Origin of the sequence: Curtobacterium sp. Leaf183 (assembly GCF_001424385.1) — a bacterium.
Classification (GTDB): domain Bacteria; phylum Actinomycetota; class Actinomycetes; order Actinomycetales; family Microbacteriaceae; genus Curtobacterium.
The window spans coordinates 690,058-695,221 of record NZ_LMPO01000009.1; the positions used below are offsets into that span (position 1 = coordinate 690,058).

At 71.4% G+C, this 5,164-nt stretch carries 4 protein-coding genes; 1 reads left to right on the forward strand and 3 read right to left on the reverse strand.

All coding sequences use genetic code 11. From position 1 onward, the window contains the following. Positions 1–3: 3 nt before the first annotated feature. From ASG04_RS18000 to ASG04_RS14120, 3 genes are all read right to left on the reverse strand, one after another. A complete protein-coding gene (locus ASG04_RS18000; RefSeq protein WP_258374075.1) occupies positions 4–138 on the reverse strand; it encodes a hypothetical protein in 135 nt (44 codons plus the stop codon). Between the two features lie 151 nt (positions 139–289). Then, positions 290–793 (reverse strand): peptide deformylase, encoded by a 504-nt coding sequence (locus ASG04_RS14115; protein WP_056125485.1) that lies wholly within the window; start codon positions 791–793, stop codon positions 290–292. 1 nt (position 794) lies between these two features. Beyond that, complete coding sequence (locus ASG04_RS14120; RefSeq protein ID WP_056125488.1) at positions 795–4,205, reverse strand: pyruvate carboxylase; 3,411 nt, start codon at positions 4,203–4,205, stop codon at positions 795–797. Between the two features lie 60 nt (positions 4,206–4,265). On the opposite strand from ASG04_RS14120, the gene ASG04_RS14125 reads away from it, so the two are divergent. Next, positions 4,266–5,078: a ParA family protein gene (locus ASG04_RS14125; protein WP_056125490.1), complete on the forward strand. Its 813-nt coding sequence runs from the start codon at positions 4,266–4,268 to the stop codon at positions 5,076–5,078. Positions 5,079–5,164 lie beyond the last annotated feature (86 nt).

A 5,164-nucleotide genomic window follows, 5' to 3' on the forward strand; every position in this document is an offset into this window, starting at 1 on the left:
GGGTCAGACTGCGGCGGCCTGTTCCGGTGCGTCCATCGGCTCGAGGACGGCCGTCGCAGCGGTCGTCGTGGGGGCCGGCTCGGGCCGGCGGTTGGTGCGGGTGCGGTGCGAGCTGAGCTCGTCGTTCTGAGGGGCCATCGTGCGTCCTGGGGTGTGGGTGACCGTGTCGGCAGGGAGTCCGACCCGGATACGGTACCGCTTCGTCAGGACATGACGACAATCCCGCGTCCGGGTGTCACGATCGTGCGGTGAACCGCACGCCGCCGGCCAGCGGGACGTGCGCCCCGGATCAGTGGAACCAGTCCTGCGCGCGGATGTCGCGGAGTGCCTCGCGGCGCGTGTCGGGGGCCAGCGTCATGACGTAGACGGTGCCGTCGAGGTGGTCGACCTCGTGCTGCAGGGCCTCGGCCATCAGGCCCGTCCCCTCGACCTCGACGGGGTTGCCGTCGACGTCGACCCCACGCACCTTGGCGTACGGGTGCCGACTGGTCGGGTACGCCAGGCCGGGCACGGATAGGCAGCCCTCGTCCATCAGCTCGGGTTCCCCGGACACCTCGACCACCTCGGGGTTCAGGACGTACCCGACCTCGCCGTCGACGTTGTACGAGAAGGCGCGCAGCCCGACGCCGATCTGGGGTGCGGCGACCCCGGCACGACCGGGCTCCTTGACGGTGTCGATGAGGTCCTGGACCAGATCGCGGATGCCGGGCGACCCGAGTGCTGCGGGAGCGATCGGGTCCGCGGGCGAACGGAGGACGGGGTCGCCGAACAGGCGGATGGGACGGACGGTCACGTTACTGCAGCACCACCAGGAGGTCTCCGGCGTCCACCTGCTGGGTCACCGGGATCGCGAGTCGGCCGACGGTCCCCGCGACGGGAGCCGTGATGGCCGCTTCCATCTTCATCGCCTCGATGCTCGCCACGGCCTGCCCGGCTGCGACGACGTCACCGACGGCGACCTTGAGCGTGACGACGCCGGAGAACGGCGCGGCCACGTGCTTCGGGTCGGTCCGGTCCGCCTTCTCGGCGGCCTTCGTCTCGACCTCGACCGAACGGTCGCGCACGTACACCGGACGGAGCTGCCCGTTCAGGGTCGCCATCACGGTGCGGACGCCGCGGTCGTCCGCTTCGCCGATCGCCTCGAGGCCGACGAAGAGGTCGACGCCCTTGCCGAGCGCGACCACGTGCTCCTCGCCCGGCACCAGACCGTAGAGGTAGTCGATCGTCGGGACCACGGACAGGTCGCCGTACTCGTCGCGGACCCGCTGGAAGGCCTCGGTCGGACCGGGGAAGAGCAGGCGGTTGAGCGCCTGTCGGCGGTCCTGCCCCGCGACGGCCAGGTGCGCACGCTCGTCGTCGGGCACGGGCGTGATCGTCGGGGTGACGTCGCGGCCCGCGAGCACCTTGGAGCGGAACGGCTCTGGCCAGCCGCCCGGCAGTTCGCCGAGCTCCCCGGCCATGAAGCCGATCACCGAGTCGGGGATGTCGTACTTGTGTGGGTTCTGCTCGAAGTCGACGGGGTCGGCGTCGACCGCCGCGAGCTGCAGGGCCAGGTCACCGACGACCTTCGAGGACGGCGTGACCTTGGTCGGGCGTCCGAGGATCCGGTTCGCCTCGGCGTACCAGTCCTCGACCTGCTCGAAGCGGTCGCCGAGGCCGAGCGCGATGGCCTGCTGACGCAGGTTCGAGAGCTGACCGCCCGGGATCTCGTGCTTGTACACCCGCCCGGTCGGCCCGGCGAGACCGGACTCGAACGGGGCGTACGCCCGTCGGACCGCCTCCCAGTAGGGCTCGAGGTCACCGACGGCGGCGAGCGACAGGCCCGTGTCCCGCTCGGTGTGCGCCAGAGCGGCCACGAGCGCGGACATGCTCGGCTGGCTGGTGGTGCCGGCCATCGGCGCGGCTGCGACGTCCACCGCGTCCGCCCCGGCCCGCGCCGCGGACAGGAGCGTGGCGAGCTGCCCGCCGGCCGTGTCGTGCGTGTGCACGTGGACCGGCTGGTCGAAGCGCTCGCGGAGCGCGGTCACCAGGCGCTCGGCGGCGCCGGCGCGGAGCAGCCCCGCCATGTCCTTGATCCCGATGACGTGCGCACCGGCCTCGACCATCTGCTCGGCGAGACGCAGGTAGTAGTCGAGCGTGTAGAGGTCCTCGGCCGGGTCCAACAGGTCGCCGGAGTAGCAGAGCGCGGCCTCGGCGACGGCCGTGTCGGTCGCGAGCACGGCCTCCAGGGCGGGTCGGAGCTGACTGACGTCGTTCAGGGCGTCGAAGACGCGGAAGACGTCGACGCCGGACGCGGCCGCCTCGGCGACGAACGCGTCCGTGACCTCGGTCGGGTACGGCGTGTAGCCCACCGTGTTGCGGCCGCGCAGCAGCATCTGGATCGGGATGTTCGGCATCGCCTGGCGCAGTGCGTCCAGTCGCTCCCACGGGTCCTCGCCGAGGAACCGGAGGGCGACGTCGTAGGTCGCACCGCCCCAGGCCTCGATGCTGAGGAGCTGCGGGGTCAGACGGGCGACGTGCGGGGCGACGGCGACCAGGTCCTTGCTGCGGACCCGGGTGGCCAGGAGCGACTGGTGGGCGTCGCGCATCGTCGTCTCGGTGACGGCGAGCGGGGTCTGGTCGCGGAGGGCCTTCGCCCACCCGGCGGGACCGAGCTCCTGCAGGCGCTGTCGCTGCCCCGCGGGCGGCGGGGTGGTCAGGTCGATGGTGGGCAGCTTCCGCGCCGGATCCACGGTCTGGGCGCCGCGGACGCCGTTCGGCCGGTTGACGGTGACGTCGGCCAGCCAGTTCACGACCTTCGTGCCGCGGTCCTTCGACACGTGCCCGCCGAACAGCTGCGGGCGTTCCTCGATGAACGCGGTCGAGATGTCCCCGCGCGCGAAGTCCGGGTCGTCGAGCACGGCCTGGAGGAACGGGATGTTCGTGCTGACGCCCCGGATGCGGAACTCGGCGAGGGCACGCTTGGCCCGGCTGACCGCGGTGGCGAAGTCCCGCCCGCGGCACGTCATCTTCGCCAGCATGGAGTCGAAGTGCGGGCTGATCTGGGCGCCCGTGGCGACCGTGCCGCCGTCGAGACGGACACCGGCGCCACCGGGGCTGCGGTAGGTGGTGATGCGACCGGTGTCGGGACGGAAGCCCTGCGTCGGGTCCTCGGTCGTGATGCGGGTCTGCAGCGCGGCACCGTGCACGGCGACGGTGTCCTGCGCGAGCCCGAGGTCGGCCAGGGTCTCCCCCGCGGCGATGCGCATCTGCGACTGGACCAGGTCGACGTCGGTCACCTCTTCGGTGACGGTGTGCTCGACCTGGATCCGCGGGTTCATCTCGATGAACACGTGCTGGCCGGCTCGCTCGCCGACGGTGTCAAGCAGGAACTCGACGGTGCCGGCGTTCACGTAGCCGATCGAGCGCGCGAAGGCGACGGCGTCGCGGTGCAGCGCAGCGGCGACCGCGGGGTCGAGGTTCGGCGCGGGGGCGATCTCGACGACCTTCTGGTTGCGGCGCTGCACGGAGCAGTCCCGCTCGAACAGGTGGATCGTGCCGGCGTCGGTGCCCGAGGCGTCGGCGAGGATCTGCACCTCGATGTGCCGCGGGCGCAGGACGGCTTGTTCGAGGAACATCGTCGGGTCGCCGAACGCACTGTCGGCCTCGCGCATGGCCTCTTCGAGTGCGGGTCGGAGCTCGGCGGCCGTCTCGACACGCCGCATGCCACGGCCACCACCGCCCGCGACGGCCTTCGCGAACACCGGGAAGCCGACCGCCTCGGCGCCCGCGACGAGCTCGTCGACGTAGCGGCTGGCCGGCGTGCTGGCGAGCACGGGGACCCCGGCGGCGATCGCGTGCTCCTTGGCCGTGACCTTGTTGCCGGCCATCTCGAGCACGTGCTGCCCGGGGCCGATGAAAGTGATGCCCGCGGCCTCGGCAGCCGCCGCCAGGTCGGGGTTCTCGGAGAGGAAGCCGTACCCGGGGTAGATCGCGTCGGCACCGGACTCCCGCGCCACGCGGATGATCTCCGCCACGTCGAGGTACGCGCGCACCGGGTGCCCGCGCTCCCCGATCAGGTAGGCCTCGTCCGCCTTGAGGCGGTGCAGGGAGTTGCGGTCCTCGTACGGGTAGACAGCGACGGTGCGGGCACCGAGTTCGAACGCCGCACGGAAGGCACGGATCGCGATCTCGCCACGGTTGGCGACCAGGATCTTGCGGAACACGCGGGCCCTTTCAGCGCTGGGTCAGGTGGGACAACCCTACTGGCGGTAACGTTGCTCAACGTGCATGTACTCAGCGTGAGCTCTCTCAAGGGCGGTGTGGGCAAGACGACGGTCACACTCGGTCTGACCTCGGCCGCGTTCGCCAAGGGCCTGCGAACGCTGGTCGTCGACCTCGACCCGCAGTCCGACGTCTCCACCGGCCTCGACATCAACATCGCCGGTCACCTGAACGTGGCGGACGTGCTCGAGAACCCGAAGGAGAAGATCGTCCGCCAGGCCATCGCGCCGTCCGGCTGGACGAAGGGTTCGCAGGGCAAGATCGACGTGTTGGTGGGCTCACCCTCGGCCATCAACTTCGACGGCCCGCACCCCTCCATCCGCGACATCTGGAAGCTCGAAGAGGCACTCGCCAACGTCGAGCAGGACTACGAGCTGGTGCTCATCGACTGCGCACCGTCGCTCAACGCCCTGACCCGTACCGCCTGGGCCGCATCCGACCGCGTCACGGTCGTCACCGAGCCGGGCCTGTTCTCCGTGGCTGCTGCCGACCGGGCACTCCGCGCGATCGAGGAGATCCGCCGCGGACTCTCCCCCCGCCTGCAGCCCCTCGGCATCATCGTCAACCGGGCGCGCGTGCAGTCCCTCGAGCACCAGTTCCGCATCAAGGAACTCCGCGACATGTTCGGGCCGCTCGTGCTCTCACCGCAGCTGCCGGAGCGCACGTCGCTGCAGCAGGCCCAGGGTGCCGCGAAGCCCCTGCACGTGTGGCCGGGCGAGTCCGCCCAGGAGATGGCGCGCAACTTCGACCAGCTGCTCGAGCGCATCATGCGGACGGGGAAGATCGGCCCGTACGCCGACGGCGCTCCCGCCTGACCCCGGGCAGATCGGCACAGCCCCACACGGCGCCGACGGCGCTCCCGCCTGACCCCGGGCAGATCGGCACAGCCTCACACGGCGCC

What these genes read in the sequence shown, in the direction of transcription:
- ASG04_RS18000 (WP_258374075.1), bottom strand. Translation starts at nt 138, where the DNA reads ATGGCCCCTCAGAACGACGAGCTCAGCTCGCACCGCACCCGCACCAAC.